Genomic DNA, 21,656 nt, shown 5'->3' on the forward strand with positions numbered 1-21,656 from the left:
CGTGTCAATACCTACCGAGCAATCGGGTCAGTGCGCCAGGGCTGCTCGGACTTGAGCATGGCGTTGAGAATGACGAGCAGCTTGCGCATGCAGGCGGTGATGGCAACCTTGAAGGGCTTGCCGGCAGCGCGCAGGCGCTCGTACATCGCCTTGATCACGGGGTTGCATCGCGCTGCGCTGAGCGCGGCCATGTACAGCACGCAGCGCACGTCTGCGCGCCCGCCCTGGATGTACCTCTGGCCACGGCGCTTGCCGCTGTCGTCGGCAAACGGGGCGACGCCCGCCAGCGCAGCGATGCGCTTTCTCTCCAGCGTGCCCAGCTCGGGCATGCGGCTGAGCAAGGTGGTGATCGTCACCCGTCCCACGCCCGGCACGCTGTCCAGAAGGTCGTATTTGGGCCGATACAGAGGCGAGTCCTTCAAGCGCCCGTCCAGGTCACGCTCGATCTGCCTGATGCGTGCATCGAGCCACGCGATGTGCTCGCGCACGCTCTTGCGCGCAACCGGCTTGACCGTGGTCAGGCGCGCCTTCTCCTGCGCTCGCATCGCCACCAGTTGCGCGCGCCGGTCCACCAGCTCGGTAAGTTCCTGCTGCGCCTCGTCAGGCAGTGCATGCACCTGCGGGCGCATGCGTTGGGCAAATACCGCGAGCACCTGCGCGTCCAGCTTGTCGGTCTTGGCCAGGATGCCCGCGGCGCGGGCAAAGTCGCGCACCCGCTTCGGATTGACCACCGCCACGGGAACGCCGGCCAGGCACAACTGGCTTGCCAGCGCAGTTTCAAAGCCACCCGTGGCTTCCAGCACCACCAGCGTGGGTCGCAGCCGTTTGAGTTGCTCCACGAGAACGGCACGGGCACCATCCTCGTTGTCCACGCGCAAAGCAAATGCACTGGCTTCACCTGCAGCCAAGGCGGGCACTTGTGCCACGTCCAGCCAGGCCTTGCATACGTCGATACCGATAAAGATTTCGTCGTTCATGACACAGCGCCCTTCCTTGTGTTCGATGCGGTCTCTCAGACCTCACAACCGTTCGGGCTGTCTGTTCACTACGAACCGAGGTCGGCCGGCACGACCCTCGCTCCCCCTCGGTATGACCATGAAGGCCTACCCTGGGTCGATCGGCCTGTGCCGGCCAAGCGCTACTTTGCTACATACAAGGGTCGGGGTGGGGGCACGCGGCGTATCCATTGCCATCGGCGCATCCAACGCCGCTTGCCCCCATCCCAGCCTTCCCCCGGAAGGGGAAGGAGCGAACACCAAGACCTTCATTGCATTGGACACAGCATGACTTCCTCCCGCACCGGCGGCCAGATCCTGGTCGACCAGCTCATCACCCACGGCGTGCAGCAACTCTTCTGCGTGCCCGGCGAAAGCTTTCTCGCCGTGCTCGACGCGCTGCACGATGCATCGATCGACGTGACGGTGTGCCGGCAAGAGGGCGGCGCCACGATGATGGCCGAGGCGCAGGGCAAGCTCACCGGCAAGCCCGGCATCTGCTTCGTCACGCGCGGCCCCGGCGCCACCAATGCGGCAGCGGGCGTGCACATCGCGCACCAGGACTCGACGCCGCTCCTGCTGTTCGTCGGCCAGGTCGCACGCGATGCGATGGGACGCGAAGCCTTCCAGGAGTTGGACTACGGCGCAGTCTTCGGCACGATGGCCAAGTGGGTGGTGCAGATCGACGATCCGGCGCGTGTGCCCGAACTGGTGTCGCGCGCCTTCCATGTCGCGACCTCGGGCCGCCCCGGTCCGGTGGTGATCGCGCTGCCCGAAGACATGCTGACCGAAGCCGCCGTGGTGGCCGATGCGCTGCCTTATGCGGTGACCGAAACCCATCCCGGCGCGGCGCAACTGGCCGAGCTGCAGCAGCGCCTGTCGCAGGCGCAGCGGCCGGTCGTCATCCTGGGCGGCAGCCGCTGGTCCGAAGCCGCGACGCAGCAGTTCGCGAAGTTCGCCGAGGCGTATGCGCTCCCGGTGTACTGCTCGTTCCGCCGCCAGATGCTGATGTCCGCCGAGCACCCCTGCTACGCGGGCGATCTGGGGCTCGGCGCGAATCCGCGCATGCTGGCGCGCATCCGCGATGCGGACCTCGTGCTGCTGGTCGGCGGCCGGCTGTCGGAAGTGCCGTCGCAGGGCTACGAGCTGTTTGCGATTCCGCAGCCGAAGCAGGCGCTGGTGCATGTGCACGCCGATGCCGATGAGCTCGGCAAGCTCTATCGACCGGCGCAGGGCATCCATGCCACGCCGCAGGCTTTCGCGGAGGCGGTGTCCGCGCTGCGCCCGGCGTCGGCGCCCGCCTGGCAGGCCGAGACGAAGACCGCGCGCGAAGATTTCCTGCGCTGGAGCGACCCGGCCCCCATCCGCATTCCCGGCCCGCTGCAGATGGGCGAGGTCATGCAGCACCTGCGCGAGGTGCTGCCGGCCGACACCATCTTCTGCAACGGCGCGGGCAACTTCGCGACCTGGGTGCATCGCTTCTGGCCGTTCCGCGCGTTCGCTAGCCAGCTCGCGCCGACCAGCGGCTCGATGGGCTACGGCCTGCCGGCCGGCGTCGGTGCCAAGCGTCTGTGGCCCGAGCGCGAGGTGGTCGTGTTCGCGGGCGACGGCGATTTCATGATGCACGGCCAGGAGTTCGCCACTGCCGTGCAGTACGGCCTGCCGATCCTCGTCGTGCTGCTGGACAACGGCATGTACGGCACGATCCGCATGCATCAGGAAAAGCACTACCCCGGCCGCATCAGCGCCACGCAATTGAAGAACCCCGACTTCCGCGGCTATGCCGAGGTGTTCGGCGGCCACGGCGAGCGCGTGACCACAACGGAAGAGTTCGGCCCCGCACTCGCGCGTGCGCGGGCGAGCGGCAAGCCGGCCATCCTGCATTGCCTGCTGGACCCCGAGGCGATCACGCCGGCCAGCACGCTGCAGTCGATCCGCAAGGCTGCGCTGGCGGCGAACTGAAGCGTTGTTCGGGGCGGCCCTTGCCGGCCGCACCCCGAACGATCAACCGCTCAGGCCATCCACCGCCTGGAACATCGCCTGTCGCGCCTGGCTGACGATCTGCCCGCGCCAGGCGTCGGTGTCCGTATAGAACGCCTCGACCATCCGCGCACGGATGCCGTCGGCCAGGTCGGCTGGCGCATCCGGATGCTTGTGCAGCCAGTGGTCGGCGCGGAGGGCACCCGTCACTTCCAGGATGGGCAGCGTGCCGTATTCGAGCGCGATGCCGGTGTATTCGGCCTTCGGGCATTCTTCGTAGACGGCGTCCCACATCAGCCCGCGCAGCAGCGCCGAAGTCGATGAGCCGTCGTAGATCGACGTGACGGGCGCCGCGGGCGTGCCCCACCAGGCGTTGGCGCGGGCGTAGGCGGTCTTGTCGTCCTTGCCCGCATAGATGCGCTCGCCCAAGCCGTTGGGGCCGAGCCCCGTGTGCAGGTCGATCCAGGCGATGCGTTTGGCATTGCCCGCGTGGCGGCGCAGCACGCCGCGGATGGTCTTGTTGCTCCAGGTGGGCGCCTTGCCGCCGAAGAACAGGCCATCGTCGAACTGGTACTGGCCGCTGGTAACGGCCGCTTGGTAAGCAGTGGTGCCGTGCTTCTCGATCCACTTCTCGACCGCCGCCTGGTTCTCGGGCGTGGGCGGCCAGGTGTCGGGCAACAGCAGCGGATGCAGCTTGGCGTAGGGCTCGTTGACCGGCACCGGCTGCGAGAAGTCGATGAAGTTGCGGTTCAGGTCGACGTTCTCGTGCGTCACGCGCCGGCCGTACGAAAAGCCGTGCGGGTTGACCGCGTGCACGTAGAGCACCGCCACGCCCTGTGCCTTGGCCTTGTCGCGCCACTCGGCATCGTGCAGCGCGAACACCTGCACGCCGCTGCCGCAATGGCCCTCGACGCCGTGGCAGGCGCTGGTGACGAGCAGCAGGCGCTCGGCGTTCGCGTCGCCGTCCAGCGCCACGTCCATCGACAGGTCTTCGCCGTCGCGGCCCTTGAGCGGATGCGCATGCGGCTCGACGGTGAGGCCGGCGCTCACGCAGCCTTGCAGGAACTTCTGGCGCGCCTGGGCATAGCGCGGCGAAAAGGCCTCGCCGATGCCGATCATGAGACGTTGCCGCCGGGCTTGTTCAGGAACTGCTCGGCGATCTGCACCCAGCAGGTGGCACCCAGCGGGATCAGGTCGTCGTTGAAGTCGTAGCTCGCGTTGTGCAGCGTGCAGGGGCCTTCGCCGTGGTGCACGTCGCGGTGCGTGCCGTCGCCGTTGCCGATGAAGGCATAGGCGCCGGGCTTGGCCTGCAGCATGAAGGCGAAGTCTTCGGAGGTCATGGCGGCCTCTTGCTTGAGCACGTTCTCGGGGCCGACGATGCCGGCCATCACGTCGCGCGCGAAGTGGGCCTCGGCCTTGGTGTTGATGGTGGGCGGGTAGTAGCGCTCGAAGCGGAAGTCGCAGGTCGCGTCGTGCGCCGCGCAGATGTGCTCGGCGATCTGGCGCATCTTGGCCTCGATCATGTCGAGTACCTCGATCGAGAAGGTGCGCACCGTGCCCGACAGCTCGCAGTTGTCGGGAATCACGTTGTTGGCTTCGCCCGCATGGATGGTGGTGACCGAGATCACGGCCGAATCGGTCGGCTTCATCTTGCGGGTGAGCACGGTCTGGAAGGCCTGCACGATCTCGCAGGCGATCGGCACCGGGTCGATGCCGGTCTGCGGCAGCGCGGCGTGGCCGCCCTTGCCGATCACGTTGACGAAGAACTTGTTGCCCGAGGCCATCACCGGGCCGGGGCTCACGGCGAACTGGCCGGCCTTCATGCCGGGCCAGTTGTGCATGCCGAAGACGGCGTCCATCGGGAACTGCTCGAAGAGCCCTTCCTTGATCATTTCGCGGGCGCCGCCGCCGCCTTCTTCGGCCGGCTGGAAGATCAGGTAGACGGTGCCGTCGAAATTGCGGTTCTTCGCCAGGTGCTGGGCGGCTGCGAGCAGCATCGCGGTGTGGCCGTCGTGGCCGCAGGCGTGCATCTTGCCGTGGTGCTTGCTGGCGTGGGCGAAGGTGTTGAGCTCGGTGACGGGGAGGGCGTCCATGTCGGCCCGAAGACCGACCGCGCGGTTGCTGGTGCCGTTCTTGACGATGCCGACGACACCGGTGGTGCCCAGGCCCCGATGGATGGGAATGCCCCATTCGGTGAGCTTGCCTGCCACCACGTCGGCGGTGCGGACTTCCTGGAAACAGAGTTCGGGGTGGGCGTGGAGGTCACGTCGGACGGCGGCGATGCCGGCCGCCTGCGTGACGAGCGAATCGATGAGTTTCATAGGACACAGTCTAGGCTTTGCAAACTGCTCCGCAAAGACCGTGCCGGGCAAACCCTCAGGCTGCGTTCAAGAACCCGATCAGCGCCCCATGCTCTTCAGATAGTCGGCCCGCGCAGCCAGCGCGGTGTCGGTGAAGTCGGTGAAAACGCCGTCCACGCCGAGCTTGTAATAAATCGCGTACTCGTTCTTGCCGTCCTTGTTGTAGTCCCCAGCCAGGCGGCGCGACTCGTTGCGGAAGGTGAAGGGGTGCACGAAGAGACCCGCCTTGTGGGCGTCGGCGATCAGCGTGGTGGGCGAGACCGAGGTGGCGTCGGCGTCGTTGACCTTGCCGTCCTTGTTCACGTCCAGCGGCTTGCCGTCCGGGCCGATGCTGCCCTTGATGGTCACGATGTAGCGCTTCCACGGGCCGATGCCGTCGGCATAGGTCTTGATCTCTGCCAGGCCCGCGGGCGTGACCATGACGTCGAAGTTGCGCGTGTCGCCGGCCTTGGTCCATTCATAGGGGCGGTCGACCGGAATCGCATAGGTCATGGCGCCGGTCTTCATGTCGATGCCGTCGCCGTCGATCAACTGGATGAGCTTGGTGTTCAGGCCCTTGCTCTTCATGTATTTGAGGCTGCCCGGCTCGAACGACTGCACGTAGATCGGCGCGGTCTTGCTGTTCCAGCCGGCCGCGTTGATGGCGGCGACGACCTTGTCTTCCATCGGCATGCCGAGGTCTCGGAAGTAGGTCGGGTTCTTGGTCTCGGGATAGATCGCGATGGTGCGGCCGGTTTCCTTCGACTTGGCCTTGGCGAAATCGATGATCTCCTGGAAGGTCACGATCTTGAACTTGCCGTTGAATTCCTGCGGGCGCTCGGCGTCGGTCGAGATGCCGCCCAGCGTCTTGATCTCGGCCAGCGTGAAGTCGTTGCTGAACCAGCCGGTCTGGGTTTCGCCGTCGACCTTGATGGTCTTCTTGCGCGAGGCGAAGCGGGCGTGCTTGGCCACGTCGGTGCTGATGGCCAGGTTGGGATCGTGGCGGGCGATGAGCACGCCGTCCTTGGTGGAGACCAGGTCCATCTCGATCACGTCGGCACCCAGTTCGATGGCCTTCGTGTAGGCCTCCAGCGTCTGTTCCGGCAGGTAGCCCGAGGCGCCGCGGTGGGCGATGACCAGCGGCGGATTGCCGTCGAGCGTCAGCAGCTTGGCGGGGCCCGAGGGGCCGGTGCCGCTGCAGGCCGCAACGCACAGGGCGGCGGTGGCGGTCAGTGCGATCTGAAGGGTGCGCATGGTTTTTTTCTCCATCCAAAAGAGGCGCAGGGTACCCGCTCCCGATGACAGCCGGGACAACCGCAGACGCGGGGCATCGACTTCTTGGACAATCTGTTGCATGCCCCACACGCTTTCCCCCCAAAGCCTCGCGCTGGCCCAGTCGCTGGTGCGAATGAACACCGTCAGCGAGAACAGCAACCTGCAGCTGATCGACCTCGCGCAGAGCCACCTCGCCGCCCTCGGCGTGAAGAGCCGCATCACCTACAACGCCGAGCGCACCAAGGCGAACCTCTTTGCCACGCTGGGCGAGGGTAAGCCGGCGGGTGTGATCATTTCGGGGCACACCGATACGGTGCCCTGGGACGGCCAGGACTGGAGCGTCGATCCGCTCTCGGCCGTGGTGCAGCACGAGCGCCTCTACGGCCGCGGTTCGGCGGACATGAAGAGCTTCATCGCCATCGCGCTCTCCAATGCGAAGCGTTTTCTTGAAAGCGACTCGCCCTTCGCGGTGCACTTCGCCTTCAGCTACGAGGAAGAAATCGGCTGCTTCGGTGTGAAGGAACTGATCGCCGACATGCGCGATGCGGGCATCAAGCCGCTCGCCTGCATCGTGGGCGAACCCACCAGCATGGTGCCGGCCATCGCGCACAAAGGCGTGTACCGCTACAAGTGCTGCGTGCGCGGCAAGGAGGCGCATTCGTCGCTCACGCCCAAGTCGGTCAACGCCATCGAGATGGCTGCGCGCGTGATCGGCAAGGTGCGCGACATGGCGGAAGACTTCGAGCGCAGCGAGCCGCGCTACGAAGGCTTTGATGTGCCCTTCAGCACCGCGAGCGTGGGCCAGTTCCATGGCGGCATTGCCGACAACGTGGTGCCGCGCGATGCCGAGTTCCGCTATGAATTCCGCGACCTGCCCACGGCCGATGCCAAGCGCATGCAGTCCGATGTGCTGGCCTATGCCGCGAGCATCGAGCCCGCGATGAAGAAGGTGGCGCCCGATGCGGGCTTCAAGTTCGAAACGATCTGCGAGATACCGAGCTTCCTCGGTGCGGCGAGCGACCCGGTCACGCTGCTCGCGCAGCGCCTGGCGGGCGAGGACCGCACCACCTTGGTGGCCTTCGGCACCGAAGCGGGCCTGTTCAAGAACGCGGGCATCCCCACGGTGGTGTGCGGCCCGGGCAGCATCGAGCAGGCGCACCAGCCCGACGAATTCGTGAGCCTCGAACAGCTCGCGCGCTGCGAGCTGTTCATGGAGCGCCTCGCCACTTCGCACACCATTGGCTGAAGAAGACCCAAGCAGCGCCGCGCTGCGGCGCATGAAGCGCGTCGCGCTCGGCCTCTTGTGCGCGGCGGCGCTGCTTTACGCGTTGGCCAGCGCGCTGCACGCGCAGCATCCGGCCTGGGGCTACGTGGCCGCGTTCGCCGAGGCCGCGATGGTCGGCGCGATTGCCGACTGGTTCGCCGTGGTGGCGCTGTTCCGCCACCCGCTGGGTCTGCCGATCCCGCACACCGCGATCATCCCGAGCAACAAGGACCGCATCGGCGCGAAGCTCGCGGGCTTCATCTGCAACAACTTCCTGAGCACCGCGCAGGTGCTCGCCAAGCTGCGCGAGTTCGACACCGCCGGCCGCATCGCCGATTGGCTCGCGCGGCCCGCAAGCGGCGAGAAGCTGGGCGAATGGGGCGTGGCCGCCACGCGCTACGGGCTCACGGCGTTCGACGACGACCGGGTGCGCGATTTCATGGGCCGCGCTGCCGCGGCGGGCCTGGAAAAGATCGACCTCTCGCGCCTCACCGGCCAGGCGCTCGATGCGCTCACCGCGGGCGGCCGCCACCAGGCGCTGCTCGACGACGTGCTGCAGCAGGTGGCGGGGCTGCTCGAAGGCGAGGAGGTGCAGGCGCACATCACCGAAGCCATCGCGCGCGAGATCAAGACGCTGCGCTACGTCGGCCTCGACCAGGTCGCGGCCAAGCTCGCCACGCGCAAGATCGTGGCCGCCGTCGCGCACACCATCGGCGAACTGGCTGCCGAGCCCGCCCACCCGATGCGCAAGCGCTTCGATCACTTCGTTGACGACTTCGTGGTGCGCCTGAAGCTCGACCCCGAGTTCCAGCAGCGCGGCGAGCAGATCCGTGCCGAGCTGATGGCGCATCCCGCGCTCGGCGACTACCTGCACGGGCTTTGGGGCGAGCTGCTCGCGTGGCTGGACCGCGACCTGCGCCGCGGCGACTCGACGATCCGCCAGCGCATCGCGTCGATGGCCGGCGCGCTGGGCACGCGGCTGCAGGCCGACGAGGCCATCCGCCACTGGATCAACGAGCAGATCGAGGCCGCCGCGCCGCTGGCCATCGAGCGCTATCGGGAGGACATCCGCCGCTACATCGAGGAGCGGGTCGGCGAGTGGAACGCCGAGGAGATGACGGTGGAGCTCGAGCGCCACATCGGGCGCGACCTGCAGTTCATCCGCATCAACGGCACGCTGGTGGGCGGGCTCGTGGGGCTTGCGATCCACACCGTCACGCAGTTGCTGCGCGGCTGAGCGGTCCATGACCCGCGGGTAATCCGCAGCGGACGAAAGTCCGCATGTCGCGGAAGAGATCGCGCCACGGCCCTGGGCTCCTTCTAGACTGCGCGCGCATTCACAAGAAGGAGAAGACATGCCTCGTGGCTCGTTCCGCAGCGCTGCTGCGCTGGTCGCCGTGCTCGCCCTGCTGGGCGCCTGCAGCACCGTTGCACCGCTTTTGCCCTCGCCCACGCCTGCGATTCCGGCATCGACGCCGCCCTCGCCGTCGCCAACGGCGGCCTGCCGGCCCGCCTCGTGGGCCGCGCCCGAGGCGCTGGTGCCGCCGTCGTCGTTTTCGGGCGTGCACGGCCTGGCCATCGATGCCAAGGGCCGGCTGCTCGCGGGCTCGGTGCTCGGCAACACGCTGTGGGAAGTCGACCGCACCACCGGCGCGGCCAAGGTGCTGATCGACGCGCCCGAAGGCCAGGCCGACGACATCGCGGTCGGCCCGCAGGGCGAGCTGGCGTGGACCAACTACCTCATGGGCATGCTGCGCTACCGCGAGAGCGACGCCGCGCCGATGCGCGTGCTCGCCAAGGACCTGCCCGGCCTCAACTCGCTCGACTTCGACCGCAAGAACGGCAAGCTCTACGCCTCGCAGGTGTTCCTGGGCGATGCGCTCTGGGAAATCGACCGCGCCGGCCAGAAGCCGCCGCGGCTCATCAAGAAGGACATGGGCGGCTTCAACGGCTTCGAGGTCGGGCCCGACGGCCTGCTCTACGGGCCGCTGTGGTTCAAGGGCCAGGTCGTGAAGATCGATCCGGCGAACGGCAACATGACCGTGATTGCCGATGGCTTCAAGATCCCGGCCGCGGCCAACCTCGACGGCAAGGGCAACCTGTGGCTGGTCGATGCGCGCAGCGGCGAGCTGGTGCGGGTCGAGCTCGCCACCGGCAACAAGACCGTCGCCAAGCAGCTTCGGCCCTCGCTCGACAACCTCGTCATCGCGCCGGACGGCACGATCTACGTGTCGAACATGGCCAACAACGAGGTGCAGGCCTTCAATCCCGCCACGGGCGAGCTGCGCACCCTCACCAGCGGCAAGGTGGCGGTGCCCGCGGGGCTGAAGATCGACGGCAACGACCTCTGGGTGGCCGACGTCTTCGGCTTCCGTCAGGTGGACGTGCGCACCGGCGAAGTGCGCGACGTGTTCCGCATGCAGCGCGAACCGGAGCTCGACTATCCCTTCGCGGTCGGCCTCTCGCCCACGCGCTTCGCGCTGACCTCGTGGTTCACCGGCACGGTCCAGCTGGTCGATCGCCAGACGCTCAGGACCGTCGCAACCATCCACGGCCTGAAGGCGCCGTTCGACGCGATCCCCATGCCCGACGGCAGCGTGATCTACGCCGAAATCGCGACCGGCAGCATCACGCGCGCCCGCGGGCCGAAGTTTGCAGACAAGTCAGTGCTTGCTAGCGGCTTGAATGGCCCGGTGCAGATGGTCCTGGGCCAGGACGGCGCGCTCTACGTCACCGAGGCCGCCGGCAAGCTGCTGCGCATTCCGCTGGATGCCAGCGCGCCGCTGCGCACCATCGTCGACGGGCTCGCGCTGCCCGAGGGCGTGGCAGAGACGCCGTGGGGCACCTTCATCGTGGCCGAGAGCGCGGCGGGGCGGCTGGTGGAAATCGACCCGGCCAACGGCACCCGCCGGACCATCGCCGAGAACCTGCCGATCGGCCTCGCTCCCGGGCCCGCCCTCCCGCCGCCCTATGTGGTCACCGGCGTTGCGGTCGGTGCCGACGGCACCGTTTACGTGAGCGCTGATCGCAACAATGCGATATATCGAATCCGCGCCGTAAGGTAGGGTAACGATAAGTACATTTTTCGATTTACTTTTAAAAACAAATATTACAAACTGGCCGGGACGCCGCTCTGGTGCCCCGGTCACCTCCGTTTTTCCGGGGTTTTGCAGGCGTTTGGCTCTGAAAGGAAAAACGCATGACTCCCCTCGTCGTAGGCCAGTTGCTGTCGCCCGAGTACTCATTGGGGCTGGTGGCGCTTTCATTCCTCATCTCGTTCGCGGGATCGCTGGTGGCGCTGATCTGCGCGGGCCGCATGGTCAACGCGGACGGCAAACCCAACCTCGCCCTCGTGGCCTGCGCCGCGGTGGCGCTCGGGGGCATCGGCATCTGGTCGATGCACTTCATCGGCATGCTGGCCTACCGGTTGCCGGTGGCCATTTCGTACAACATGCCGCTGACGATCGTGTCGCTCGTGGCGGCCATCCTGATCTCCGGCATCGCCCTCTACCTGGCCGGTGGCCGGCGCAAGTTCAGCAAACCCGGCTGGGCAGCCGGCAGCCTGCTGGCAGGCGTCGGCGTCTGCGTGATGCATTACATGGGCATGTTCGCGATGAACATGCGCGCCACGATGGAGCTCGACATGGGCACCGTCGCGCTGTCGGTGGTGATCGCCATCACCGCCGCCGCGGCCGCCTTGTGGCTGGCCTTCAACCTGCGCAAGTTGAGCCACCAGATCGGTGCCGCTGCGGTGATGGGTGTGGCGGTCTGCACGATGCACTACGTGGGCATGACCGCCGCCAGCATGATCTGCACGGCCGCGGCGCCGACCGATGCGCTCGCCATCGGCGGCAGCTACATGGGCCTGTCGGTGTTCGGCACGGCCGGTGCGGTGCTGATCTTCATCTACTGGGTGGCCACCGGCAACAGCCTCGACGCCCCGACGCCGCGGCGCGCCCGCCCCCGCACCAGCTAGTTGGCGCAAGCGGGCGGAAGGCCCGGTCCCTACAGTCTGTGCAGAGCGAAAACCAGCGACCTGCACAGACCCCCATGCCCGTCATCGAATCCCGGCTGTCATCGGCCAGCGACACCTTCCAGGCCAACCGCACCGGCATGCTCGCGCTGCTGGACCAGGTGCGTGCGCACGAGGCCCGCGCCGCGTCTGCCTCGGGCGCCTCGGCCGAGCGCTTTGCCAAGCGCGGCCAGCTACTGCCGCGCGAACGCATCGCGCTGCTGCTGGACACCGGCGCGCCCTTTCTTCCGCTGGCCTCGCTCGCAGGCCTCGGCCATGACAACCCCGATCTTTCGAAGAGCGTGCCCGGCGGCGGGTTGATCTCCGGCATCGGCCAGGTCGCGGGCGTGCGCTGCATGGTGAGCGCCTCCGATTCGGGCATCGACGCCGGCGCGCTGCAGCCGATGGGCCTGGACAAGCAACTGCGCGTGCAGGAGATCGCGCTCGAGAACAAGCTCCCCTACGTGCAGCTGGTCGAAAGCGCCGGCGCCAATCTCATGCAGTACCGCGTGCAGGACTTCGTGCGTGGCGGCAGCATCTTTCGCAACCTCGCGCGGCTCTCGGCGGCGGGGCTGCCCGTGGTGACGGTGACGCATGGCTCCTCGACCGCGGGCGGCGCCTACCAGACGGGTTTGTCGGACTACATCGTGATGGTGCGCGACCGCACCCGGGCCTTCCTCGCCGGACCGCCGCTGCTGAAAGCCGCCACCGGCGAAATCGCCACCGAAGAAGAACTCGGCGGTGCCGTGATGCACACCCACATTTCGGGCCTGGGCGACTACCTTGCCGAAGACGACCGCGACGCCATCCGCATCGCACGCTCGATCCTCGGCGGCATCGACTGGACCCGCGACGAAGCACCGCGCGCCTTCACGCCGCCGCGCTACGACGCCGAAGACTTGCTGGGCATCATGCCGAGCGACGGACGCCGGCCGGTGGACATGCGCGAGGTCATCGCGCGCATCGCCGACGGCTCCGAGTTCCTCGAATTCAGCGAGCACTACGGCACCGCCACCGTCTGCGGCCACATCCGGCTCGAAGGCCATGCGGTGGGCATCGTCACCAACAACGGCCCGATCGATTCCGCCGGCGCGACCAAGGCGACGCACTTCATCCAGGCCTGCTGCCAGTCGCGCACGCCCATCGTCTACCTGCAGAACATCACCGGCTACATGGTGGGCCGCGCGCACGAGGAGGCCGGCATCATCAAGCACGGCGCCAAGATGATCCAAGCCGTGACCAACGCCTCGGTGCCGCAGATCACGCTGTACTGCGGCGCCTCGTACGGCGCGGGCAACTACGGCATGTGCGGTCGCGGCTTCGCGCCGCGCTTCTGTTTCTCGTGGCCGAATGCGCGCACCGCGGTGATGGGCGGCGAGCAGGCTGCGAAGACCATGGCCATCGTCATGGAGGCCGGCATGGCGCGCAAGGGTGCGGTCGACACTGCGAAGATCGATGCGATGCAGCAGCAGATCGTCGAGCGCTTCGACCGGCAGATGAGCGTGTTCACCACCAGCGCGATGCTGCTGGACGACGGCGTGATCGATCCGCGCGACACGCGCGCGGTGCTGGCCGAGGTGCTCTCGGTGTGCCGCGATGCCGATGCGCGCGTGCCGCAGGCGATGCAGTTCTCGGTGGCACGGCCATGAAGGGATTCAACAAGATCCTCATCGCGAACCGCGGCGAAATCGCCGTGCGTGTGATGCGCACCGCACGCGCCATGAGCTGTCGCACCGTCGCCGTGTATTCGAGCGCCGACGCCGATGCGGAACATGTGCGGCAAGCCGACCAGTCCGTGTGGATCGGCGAATCGCTGCCCGCGCAGAGCTACCTCAACATCGCCGCGATCATCGAAGCCGCGCGTGCGAGCGGCGCAGAGGCCGTGCATCCCGGCTACGGCTTCCTCGCCGAGAACGCCGGGTTCGCACAGGCCTGCCGCGATGCCGGCCTCGTCTTCATCGGCCCGACGCCCGAAGCCATCCGCGCGATGGGCGACAAGGCCGGCGCGAAGCGACTGATGCAGGCGGCCGGCGTGCCGTGCATTCCCGGCTACCAGGGCGAAGACCAGAGCCAATCCACGCTCGCAGCCGAAGCCGCTCGCATCGGCTGGCCCGTGATGATCAAGGCGACCGCCGGCGGCGGCGGTCGCGGCATGCGGCTCGTGCCAACAGCTGCCGCATTTGCCGACCTGCTGCAGAGCGCGCAGTCCGAAGCGTTCAACGCTTTCGGCGATGCGACCGTGATCCTGGAGCGCGCGATCGTCGCGCCGCGCCACATCGAGATCCAGGTGTTCGCCGACCGCCACGGCAATGCCATCCACCTCGGCGAGCGCGACTGCTCGGTGCAGCGGCGGCATCAGAAGGTGATCGAGGAATCGCCGTCGCCTGCGGTGTCCGCCGAATTGCGCGAACGCATGGGCGCGACCGCCGTTGCCGCGGCAAAAGCCATCGCGTACGAAGGCGCTGGCACGCTCGAGTTTTTGCTCGACGCCGACGGTCAGTATTGGTTCATGGAAATGAACACGCGGCTGCAGGTGGAGCATCCGGTGACCGAGGCGGTGACGGGGCTCGACCTCGTCGAACTGCAACTGCGCGTCGCCGCCGGAGAGCCATTGCCGCTCACGCAAGATGATGTGCGGATGAACGGCCACGCGATCGAGGTGCGCCTGTGCGCCGAGGACCCGCAGCAGGGCTTCATGCCGCAGAGCGGCACGCTCGCTGCATGGAGGCCGTCGCCGGCTCTTCGCATCGAACATGCGTTGCGCGATGGCGCCGAAGTGCCGGCGTTCTACGACTCGATGATCGCCAAGCTGGTATCGCACGGCCGCACCCGCGACGAAGCGAGGCGGCGTCTCATCGCAGGCCTGCAGGACACTGTGGCGCTCGGCATCGCGACCAACCAAGAGTTTCTGCAGCGCGCGCTGTCGCACCCCGTGTTTGCCGGGGGCGCGGCGACAACGGCGTTCATCGCCGAGCATGCCGATGCGCTGCTCGCGCCTGACCCCGCAACGGAAGGCCGTGCCGCGTTGCTCGCCGCACTGCTGCTTCAGCTCGGCGAACGCGGCTGGCCTTCACCGCTTGCGCACACGCTGCCCAACGCACTGCGCTTCTCGCTCAACGGCGAGGTGCATGCAGCGCGTGTGACGCCGCAGGGCGCAGGCCGTTTCGATGTCGCACTCGATGCAACCGGACCCGAGCGCATCGAACTGCTTGCGCTGCCCGGTGACGGCGTCGTGCGCTTCTCATGCGGCGGTGTTTCCGAGCAGGCCATGTCGGTGCGCAAGTCCGCCACGCACCTTTGGATTCATTTCAGCGGCCAGGCCTTCGAACTCGAGAACCTCACGCATGTGGCGGTGCCTCGCGCCGGTGCTGCTGGCGGCGATGGCCTGCTGCGCGCCTCGATGAACGGCCGCGTCATCGCCCTGCTCGCCGCCGAGGGCGACACGGTCGCTGCCGGCCAGCCCCTCGTCACGCTCGAAGCGATGAAGATGGAGCACGTGCACTGCGCGCCGCGTGCCGGCCGCGTCGCCGCGCTGCATGTCGCGGTCGGCGCGCAGGTGGCAGCGCGTCATGTGGTGGCGGAGATTTCCGACGCATGACGCGGCGCACCGTCTTCCCGATTTCCTGAAAGCCATTCGAATGAACGCCTCTTCCCGCTACCGCTCCGTGTTCTCGCCCGGCCTGTTTGACGGCCAGGTGATCGTCGTCACCGGCGGCGGCTCGGGCATCGGCCGCTGCACGGCGCACGAGTTCGCATCGCTCGGCGCGCAGGTCGTGCTTGTCGGCCGCAACGCCGAGAAGCTGCAGCAGGTACAGAAAGAAATCGCTACCGCCGGCGGCAAGGCCAGCACCCAGGCCTTCGACATCCGCCAGGAAGAAGCCGTGCGTGCGGCGATTGCCGAGGTCGTCGCGGCACACGGCCGCATCGACGGCCTCATCAACAACGCCGGCGGCCAATACATCACGCCGCTCGCCGCCATCTCCGCCAAGGGCTGGGAGGCGGTGATCCACACCAACCTCACGGGCGGCTTCCTCGTGGCGCGCGAATGCTTCGTGCAGAGCATGCAGGCCAACGGCGGCGCCATCGTCAACATCGTGGCCGACATGTGGGGCTCGATGCCCAACATGGGCCACAGCGGTGCCGCGCGCGCGGGCATGGTGAGCTTCACCGAAACGGCCGCGCTCGAATGGGCCGCGAACGGCGTGCGCGTGAACGCGGTGGCGCCGGGCTACATCGCATCGAGCGGCATGGACCACTACCCGCCCGAGGCCGGTGACATGCTGCGCGCGATGCGCAAGACCGTGCCCGCGGGCCGCTTCGGCAACGAAGCCGAGACCTCCGCCGCCATCGCCTTCCTCTTGAGCCCCGCGGCGAGCTTCATCAGCGGCAGCGTGCTGCGCGTGGACGGCGCGCGGCCGCAGGTGCGCATGGGCTGGCCGATGGCGTTGCCGGATGCAGCGGCGCGGCAGCGCCCGGCGGTGCGGCCGTTCGACGGCTTTCATCTCGCAGAGACGCCGCGCGTGTTCCAGGCCAAAGAAACGAACGACTGATTGATTGACTGATCGGAGACAAGCGACATGCAGTACACCCACGAACATCTCGAGATCCAGAAGACGCTGCGCCGCTTCATCGATGACGAGATCAACCCGCACGTCGACGAATGGGAAGCGGCCGAGATCTTCCCCGCGCACGAGGTATTCAAGAAGCTCGGCAACCTCGGCATGCTGGGCCTGAACAAGCCCGAAGCCTTCGGCGGCGCCGGCCTCGACTACTCGTACGCGATGGCGATGGCCGAGGCGCTCGGCCACGTGAGCTGCGGCGGCGTGCCGATGGCCATCGGCGTGCAGACCGACATGTGCACACCCGCGCTCGCACGCTTCGGCAGCGACGAATTGCGCCGCGAATTCCTCGCACCCGCCATCGCGGGCGACACGGTTGGCTGCATCGGCGTGAGCGAGCCCGGCGCAGGCAGCGACGTCGCGGGTTTGAAGAGCCACGCACGCAAGGACGGCGACGACTACCTCATCAGCGGCCAGAAGATGTGGATCACCAACAGCCTGCAGGCCGACTGGATGTGCATGCTCGTCAACACCAGCGACGGCCCGGTACACCGCAACAAGTCGCTCGTGATGGTGCCGATGGACAGCCCCGGCATCGAGAAGGCCAAGAAGATCCGCAAGATCGGCATGAACTCGAGCGACACCGGCCTCATCTACTTCGACAACGTGCGCGTGCCGCAGCGCTACCGAATCGGCGAGGAGGGCCAGGGCTTCGTCTACCAGATGCAGCAGTTCCAGGAAGAACGCCTCTGGGCCGCCGCCAGTTCGCTCGAACCGATGGAAGACTGCATCGCGCAGACCATCGAATGGGCACAGCAGCGCCACATGTTCGGCGGCACGCTGGCCGACCAGCAGTGGGTGCAGTTCAAGCTGGCCGAACTGAAGACGGAAGTGGAGGCACTGCGCGCGCTCACCTACCGCGCCTGCGATCTGCATGTGCAGGGCGAGGACGTGCTCGAACTCGCCTCGATGGCCAAGCTCAAGACGGGGCGGCTCACGCGGCAGGTGTCGGACACCTGCCTGCAGTTCTGGGGCGGCATGGGTTTCACGCTGGAGAACCGCGTGTCGCGCCTGTACCGCGACGGCCGCCTCGGCTCGATCGGCGGTGGTGCGGACGAAGTGATGCTCGGCATCCTCGCGAAGACGATGGGCATCGCCAAGCGGCCACCGCGCGGCTGACAGCGGCTGAAACGCGCATGGACGCCGAACTGCAAGCCGACCGCGCGGCGCTCGCCGACACGGTGCGGCGCTTTGCCAAAATCGAGATCGCGCCGAACGTCGAAGCCTGGGATGACGCGGGCGAATTTCCGCGCGCGCTCTACACGCGCGCCGCGGAACTCGGGCTGCTCGGTCTCGGCTATCCCGAAGCGCTCGGCGGCACGCCGGCCTCGTATTCGCTCAAGCTCCCTGCATGGATCGCCCTCGCGCGCCACGGCAAGAGCGGTGGCGTGCTCGCAAGCCTGTTCTCACACAACATCGGCCTGCCGCCCGTGGTGCTGCATGCAAGCGACGCCGTGCGCCACGAGGTCGTGCCCGCCGTGCTGCGCGGCGAGAAGATCGCGGCGCTTGCGATCACCGAACCCGGCGGCGGCTCCGATGTTGCGGCGCTGCGCACGACGGCGAAGCGAGACAGCGATCACTACGTACTGAACGGCGAGAAGACTTTCATCACCTCGGGCATGCGCGCCGACTGGATCACCGTGGCGGTGCGCACCGGCGAAGGGCGCGGCGCGGGCGGCATCTCGATGCTGCTGGTGCCCGGCGATGCGCCCGGCCTTTCGCGCACGCGCCTCGCGAAGATGGGCTGGCTGTGCTCCGACACCGCCACGCTGCATTTCGACAACGTGCGCGTGCCGGCCCGCTACCTGCTCGGCGACGAAGGCTCGGGCTTCCGCATCATCATGAGCAACTTCAACGGCGAGCGAATCGGCATCGCGGCGGCATCGCTCGGGTTTGCGCAAGCCTGCCTCGACGAGGCGCTGGCCTGGTCGCGCGAGCGCAAGACCTTCGGTGCCGCGCTCATCGAACACCAGGCGGTGCGCCACAAGCTGGTGGACATGCAGATGCGCATCGCCTCCACCGAAGCGTGGCTGGAGGCGGTGTCGGCGGAAGGCGATGCGCACGAAGCCGCCGGCCGCTTCAACGCGCCCGAGTGGGTCGCGCAGGTCTGCATGCTCAAGAACCACGCGACGCAGACCATGCAGTTCTGCGCCGACCAGGCGGTGCAGATCCTCGGCGGCATGGGCTTCATGCGCGGCACGGTGAGCGAGCGCATCTACCGCGAGGTCAAGGTGATGATGATCGGCGGCGGTGCCGAGGAAATCATGAAGGAGCTGGCGGCGCGGCAGCTCGGCTGGCTTTAACGCCGGCCCCCGTTTCCTTAAACGGAAAACTGTTCTTCATCGGCGAGGCGCGCGAGGCATGGCCTTTCGCGCGGTGCCTGCTTACCATCGGCCGCACATCGGGGTCGCGTTGCAGCGCCCCGCCACCGCATGAAGCCGGAGCCGCCTTGATCTTTGTTTTCCATCTCCTCGACAAGCCCGATTCCGCCGCGCTTCGCAACGCGATCCGCCCCGATCACAAGGCTTACCTGGCCCAGGTGGCCGACCGCATGGCCTTCGCCGGGCCGCTGCTGTCGGACGACGGCAAAGCCATGATCGGCAGCCTGCTGGCCATCGACTTCGCAAATCGCGAGGACGCAGAAAAATGGCAGGCCGACGAGCCCTTCACGCGTGCGGGCCTCTATGCGTCGAGCTCGGTGCTGCCGTTCACGAATCTCTGGCCGCAGAAGGTCGGATTTCCGCCCGCCGAATGAACGAGCCCCGCGCCATGTTCAAGCACATCGTGATGTGGGACCTGCGCGGCGAATCGCCCGAAGAGAAGGCAGAGGCCTCGCAGTTGCTCAAGCGCAAGTTCGAATCGCTGCGCGGGCAGATCCCTGGGCTGCTGTACCTCGAGGTGGGCGTCGATTCGAGCCGCATCGCCTACGCCTGCGACGTGGTGCTCTACAGCGAATTCGACAGCCAGGCATCGCTCGATGCCTATGCGACGCACCCCGCGCATCTGCGGGTGCGCGAGGAGCTGGGCGATCTGCGGATCGCGCGGTACCAGGTGGACTACGCGGCGGATTGACCGGGCGCCGGTCAGTCGTTCTTTTCGGATTCGCCCTGCTGCGCGGCCTGCGCGGCCGCACGCAGCTTGTCCTTCTTGCTCGGCCGCTTGCCCTTGATGCCGCCGGTGCCCGACGCATCGACGGGCGGCACGGCCACCTCGGTCGGCTCGAAGCCTTCGATGCGCTCGCGCGGCAGGCTCAGGCCCTGGCGCTTCTCGATCAGGCGGAAATGCGCTTCGGTCGATGCGCTCACGAAGCTGATCGCGAGGCCGCTTTCGCCCGCGCGGCCGGTGCGGCCGATGCGGTGGATGTAGTCGGTGGGCGAGCGCGGCAGGTCGTAGTTGATGACCACGGGCAGCTGCGCGATGTCGATGCCGCGCGCCGCAAGGTCGGTAGCGATCACCACGTCCCACCGGCTCTCCTTGAACTGCGCGAGGATGCCGGTGCGCGTGCCCTGCGCGATGTCGCCGTGAAAGGGCACTGCGTAGACGCCGTTCTTGTAGAGCTTCTCGGCAACGATCTGCGCCGAATGCTGCGTGGCGACGAACACCAGCACACGCTCCCACTCGTTCTCTTTCAAGAGATGGCGCAGGAGCTGCGTGCGGCGGTTCGCATCGACCTCGATCACGCGCTGCACGATGTTCGGCTCGGTGCCCGGCTCGCCCTGCACGTCGATGACCGCGGGGTCGCGCAGCATGCCGTCGGCCAGTGACTGGATGGCGGGCGGGAAGGTGGCGGAGAAGAGCAGGTTCTGCCGTTGCGCCGGCAGCAGCGCGAGGATGCGGCCGAGCTCTTCGGCAAAGCCGAGATCGAAGAGGCGGTCGGCCTCGTCGAGCACCAGCATCGACACCGCGCCCAGCTTGAGCGCGTTGTGCTCGACCAGGTCGAGCAGCCGGCCGGGCGTGGCGACGACGATGTCGGCGCCGCCGCGCAGGCTCATCATCTGCGGGTTGATCGAGACGCCGCCGAAGGCGATGGCGATCTTCAGGCGTTCGGGCAGGTGCTGCGCGAGGCTGCGCATGGTTTCGCCGACCTGGGCCGCGAGTTCGCGCGTGGGCACGAGCACCAGCGCACGCACGCGGCGCGGCGACTGTGCGGGCTCGGCGGCCAGGCGCTGCAGCAGCGGCAGGGAAAATGCGGCGGTCTTGCCGGAGCCGGTCTGCGCCGAGCCCCGCACGTCGCGGCCCTGCAAAATTGCGGGGATGGCCGCGGCCTGGATGGCGGTCGGCGCGGCATAACCGCTTTCGGCGGCAGCCTGCACGAGCGCGGGGGCCAGGCCCAGTGAGTCGAATGGCATGTGAGCAGACAGAGAGAAGAACCCAGAGATAAAAGAGAGATGGATCGAATGGCGACGACGAAAAGCAATCAGGCCAGCACCCTGGTGTATTCCACCGAGGCGGGCGGCCGCGTGTGCCCCGATTGCCGTGCGCCGATGGCGCAATGCCGCTGCAAGGAACTCGAGAAGGCGCGCGCGCCGGCCACCGACGGCATTGTGCGTGTATCGCACGAGACCAAGGGCCGCAAAGGCAAGGGTGTGACCGTGGTGAAGGGCCTCGCACTGGACGCCGCGGCGCTCGCGGCGGTGGGCAAGCAGCTGAAAACGGCCTGCGGCTCGGGCGGCACGGTGAAGGACGGCGTCATCGAGATCCAGGGCGATCACCGCGAACTGGTGATCGCGGCGCTCGTGAAACAGGGCCACACCGTCAAGCGCGCCGGAGGCTGAGGGAGAACCAACCCCATGAAACCCGAAGACCTGCAGCGCCTTGTGACCCTCGAAATGCCTTTTGGCAAGCACAAGGGCACGCTGATCGCCGATTTGCCCGGAAATTACCTGACCTGGTTCGCACGCGAGGGTTTTCCCTCGGGAGAAATCGGCCGACTGCTCCATTTGATGCATGAAATAGACCACAACGGCCTGTCAGACCTGCTCAAACCGTTGCGAAACCGCCCGTCGCGCCGGGATGTTTCTCAATAACACACGATTTATCCACGTTTTTTCGCAAAGTGGCGTGGATAATTCCTCCCACGTGTCTGTGAGACCTTGTCTCCCGTGCACGTAATTTGGTGATCGGTCAGTTTCGCGCCACAGCGCACTTGTTTGTTGTGATTCTGGGACTCCA

The 21,656-nt window shown here is 67.3% G+C and carries 19 protein-coding genes; 14 read left to right on the plus strand and 5 right to left on the minus strand.

Annotated features, from left to right (window positions below):
* Window positions 1–11: 11 nt before the first annotated feature.
* Window positions 12–977, minus strand: coding sequence for an IS110 family transposase (locus tag QFZ83_RS30370; RefSeq protein ID WP_013541048.1), 966 nt, complete (start codon window positions 975–977; stop codon window positions 12–14).
* 306 nt (window positions 978–1,283) lie between these two features.
* Between QFZ83_RS30370 and QFZ83_RS30375 the strand changes: the two genes are divergently transcribed.
* Window positions 1,284–2,957: a thiamine pyrophosphate-binding protein gene (locus tag QFZ83_RS30375; protein ID WP_307512087.1), complete on the plus strand. Its 1,674-nt coding sequence runs from the start codon at window positions 1,284–1,286 to the stop codon at window positions 2,955–2,957.
* 42 nt (window positions 2,958–2,999) lie between these two features.
* On the opposite strand, the gene QFZ83_RS30380 is transcribed toward QFZ83_RS30375, so the two are convergent.
* The 3 genes from QFZ83_RS30380 to QFZ83_RS30390 form a co-directional block, all read right to left on the minus strand.
* On the minus strand, window positions 3,000–4,094 hold the full coding sequence (locus QFZ83_RS30380) for a M14 family metallopeptidase (RefSeq protein WP_307512088.1): 1,095 nt from the start codon (window positions 4,092–4,094) through the stop codon (window positions 3,000–3,002).
* Window positions 4,091–5,296 (minus strand): M20 aminoacylase family protein, encoded by a 1,206-nt coding sequence (locus tag QFZ83_RS30385; protein ID WP_307512090.1) that lies wholly within the window; start codon window positions 5,294–5,296, stop codon window positions 4,091–4,093. The genes QFZ83_RS30380 and QFZ83_RS30385 overlap by 4 nt, the downstream gene beginning before the upstream one ends.
* A gap of 78 nt (window positions 5,297–5,374) precedes the next feature.
* The gene (locus QFZ83_RS30390) at window positions 5,375–6,568 is read right to left on the minus strand and encodes a glycerophosphodiester phosphodiesterase (RefSeq protein ID WP_307512092.1); all 1,194 of its coding nucleotides are present in this window, start codon (window positions 6,566–6,568) and stop codon (window positions 5,375–5,377) included.
* 100 nt (window positions 6,569–6,668) lie between these two features.
* On the opposite strand from QFZ83_RS30390, the gene argE reads away from it, so the two are divergent.
* From argE to QFZ83_RS30445, 11 genes are all read left to right on the plus strand, one after another.
* The gene (argE, locus tag QFZ83_RS30395) at window positions 6,669–7,835 is read left to right on the plus strand and encodes an acetylornithine deacetylase (RefSeq protein ID WP_307512094.1); all 1,167 of its coding nucleotides are present in this window, start codon (window positions 6,669–6,671) and stop codon (window positions 7,833–7,835) included.
* Window positions 7,828–9,090 (plus strand): DUF445 domain-containing protein, encoded by a 1,263-nt coding sequence (locus QFZ83_RS30400; RefSeq protein WP_307512096.1) that lies wholly within the window; start codon window positions 7,828–7,830, stop codon window positions 9,088–9,090. The genes argE and QFZ83_RS30400 overlap by 8 nt, the downstream gene beginning before the upstream one ends.
* 118 nt (window positions 9,091–9,208) lie before the next feature.
* Window positions 9,209–10,918 carry a hypothetical protein gene (locus tag QFZ83_RS30405; RefSeq protein WP_307512098.1) on the plus strand — a complete coding sequence of 570 codons (1,710 nt, stop codon included), beginning with the start codon at window positions 9,209–9,211 and terminating at the stop codon, window positions 10,916–10,918.
* Between the two features lie 134 nt (window positions 10,919–11,052).
* Window positions 11,053–11,829, plus strand: coding sequence for an MHYT domain-containing protein (locus QFZ83_RS30410; protein WP_306881039.1), 777 nt, complete (start codon window positions 11,053–11,055; stop codon window positions 11,827–11,829).
* Between the two features lie 74 nt (window positions 11,830–11,903).
* A complete protein-coding gene (locus QFZ83_RS30415) occupies window positions 11,904–13,514 on the plus strand; it encodes an acyl-CoA carboxylase subunit beta (RefSeq protein WP_306881040.1) in 1,611 nt (536 codons plus the stop codon).
* A complete protein-coding gene (locus QFZ83_RS30420) occupies window positions 13,511–15,463 on the plus strand; it encodes an acetyl-CoA carboxylase biotin carboxylase subunit (RefSeq protein ID WP_306881041.1) in 1,953 nt (650 codons plus the stop codon). Before QFZ83_RS30415 ends, QFZ83_RS30420 begins: the two co-directional genes overlap by 4 nt.
* 40 nt (window positions 15,464–15,503) lie before the next feature.
* On the plus strand, window positions 15,504–16,415 hold the full coding sequence (locus QFZ83_RS30425; RefSeq protein ID WP_306881042.1) for an SDR family oxidoreductase: 912 nt from the start codon (window positions 15,504–15,506) through the stop codon (window positions 16,413–16,415).
* Between the two features lie 27 nt (window positions 16,416–16,442).
* Window positions 16,443–17,603 (plus strand): acyl-CoA dehydrogenase family protein, encoded by a 1,161-nt coding sequence (locus tag QFZ83_RS30430; protein ID WP_013538806.1) that lies wholly within the window; start codon window positions 16,443–16,445, stop codon window positions 17,601–17,603.
* Window positions 17,604–17,620: 17 nt separating this feature from the next.
* The gene (locus QFZ83_RS30435) at window positions 17,621–18,787 is read left to right on the plus strand and encodes an acyl-CoA dehydrogenase family protein (protein ID WP_307512101.1); all 1,167 of its coding nucleotides are present in this window, start codon (window positions 17,621–17,623) and stop codon (window positions 18,785–18,787) included.
* 146 nt (window positions 18,788–18,933) lie between these two features.
* Window positions 18,934–19,239, plus strand: a complete 306-nt coding sequence (locus QFZ83_RS30440) for a YciI family protein (protein ID WP_307512103.1) — start codon at window positions 18,934–18,936, stop codon at window positions 19,237–19,239.
* A gap of 14 nt (window positions 19,240–19,253) precedes the next feature.
* A complete protein-coding gene (locus QFZ83_RS30445) occupies window positions 19,254–19,556 on the plus strand; it encodes a Dabb family protein (RefSeq protein ID WP_307512104.1) in 303 nt (100 codons plus the stop codon).
* Window positions 19,557–19,567: 11 nt separating this feature from the next.
* Here QFZ83_RS30445 and QFZ83_RS30450 read toward each other — a convergent pair whose 3' ends face one another.
* A complete protein-coding gene (locus tag QFZ83_RS30450; RefSeq protein WP_307512107.1) occupies window positions 19,568–20,833 on the minus strand; it encodes a DEAD/DEAH box helicase in 1,266 nt (421 codons plus the stop codon).
* A gap of 48 nt (window positions 20,834–20,881) precedes the next feature.
* Here QFZ83_RS30450 and QFZ83_RS30455 point away from each other — a divergent pair, with 48 nt between their 5' ends.
* Window positions 20,882–21,259, plus strand: coding sequence for a translation initiation factor Sui1 (locus QFZ83_RS30455; protein ID WP_307512108.1), 378 nt, complete (start codon window positions 20,882–20,884; stop codon window positions 21,257–21,259).
* A 15-nt stretch (window positions 21,260–21,274) separates the two neighbouring features.
* A complete protein-coding gene (locus QFZ83_RS30460; protein WP_093053658.1) occupies window positions 21,275–21,511 on the plus strand; it encodes a DUF3820 family protein in 237 nt (78 codons plus the stop codon).
* Window positions 21,512–21,656 lie beyond the last annotated feature (145 nt).

It is taken from the genome of Variovorax sp. W1I1 (genome assembly GCF_030815625.1).
Taxonomy (GTDB): Bacteria; Pseudomonadota; Gammaproteobacteria; order Burkholderiales; family Burkholderiaceae_C; genus Variovorax; species Variovorax paradoxus_C.